This is a genomic window from Nonomuraea sp. MG754425, assembly GCF_021699195.1.
Classification (GTDB): domain Bacteria; phylum Actinomycetota; class Actinomycetes; order Streptosporangiales; family Streptosporangiaceae; genus Nonomuraea.
This window is the reverse complement of record NZ_SSXE01000457.1, coordinates 1-788: the sequence shown is the minus strand read 5'-3', so window position 1 is coordinate 788 and position 788 is coordinate 1. Positions and strand designations below refer to the sequence as shown.

1 protein-coding gene and 1 tRNA gene are annotated in these 788 nt (G+C 64.1%); one reads left to right on the top strand and one right to left on the bottom strand.

The features are described 5' to 3' along the window. Positions 1-386: 386 nt before the first annotated feature. Positions 387-460: transfer RNA gene (locus FAF44_RS53465), tRNA-Lys, on the bottom strand. A gap of 100 nt (positions 461-560) precedes the next feature. On the opposite strand from FAF44_RS53465, the gene FAF44_RS53460 reads away from it, so the two are divergent. After that, positions 561-788, top strand: a 228-nt coding sequence (locus tag FAF44_RS53460) for an AAA family ATPase (protein ID WP_237111160.1), incomplete at its 3' end; no start/stop codon positions are given.

Sequence of the window (788 nt, the reverse complement as noted above, 5' to 3'; positions counted from 1 at the left end):
CTCATGTTCGGCCGGGCCAACCTCGACCTACTCCGGAAGATGGCACTCCACAACTGAGTCACCGATCGTGACCACTCCCCAGAGAGTGCTCAAGAGCCGTCTTCTTCCCATGCCACTTTCCTCTCATCAAGTGGCACGAGAATCCAGCGACCCACCTCTACTCAACCCGGGACACACCAGGAGCCCGCCGCGCCCTCTGGCGTGGCGCTCTCTTGGGCTTCTTGTGCGTCTGACCTGAGAAACGGGCCCCGAACCGGCGACAGAACGTCCGGCCATGTGCCGGAACCGTGCCGAAGAGCAACCAGCGGCCGATCTCGGCCTCGTCCGAGAGTCTCCAAGAGCCGAGAAACCCCAGCTCAGGACAGTGAGCTGGGGTTTTCGTGCGGTGCGCCGCCAGGGACTCGAACCCCGGACCCGCTGATTAAGAGTCAGCTGCTCTAACCAACTGAGCTAGCGGCGCTGGCAGAAGGAAATATACCGGTGATCCCCATCCTGGTCGAATCGGAAATCGTGGACGTCCACCCGCTAGAATAAAGTTCGGCCACCAGACAGGAGCATCGATGTTCGACTCGCCCGCCGACGTGACGGAGCGGCTCGCCGCCGTTGACTATCTCTCCGACGACGCCATCTCCACCTCGGTGTTCCTCGCCGCCGCGCTGGGCAAGCCGCTGCTGGTCGAAGGGCCCGCCGGGGTCGGGAAGACGCAGCTCGCCAAGGCGGTGTCCGAGACCACCGGGGCCGACCTGATCAGGCTCCAGTGTTACGAGGGGCTCGACGAGGCCCGCGCC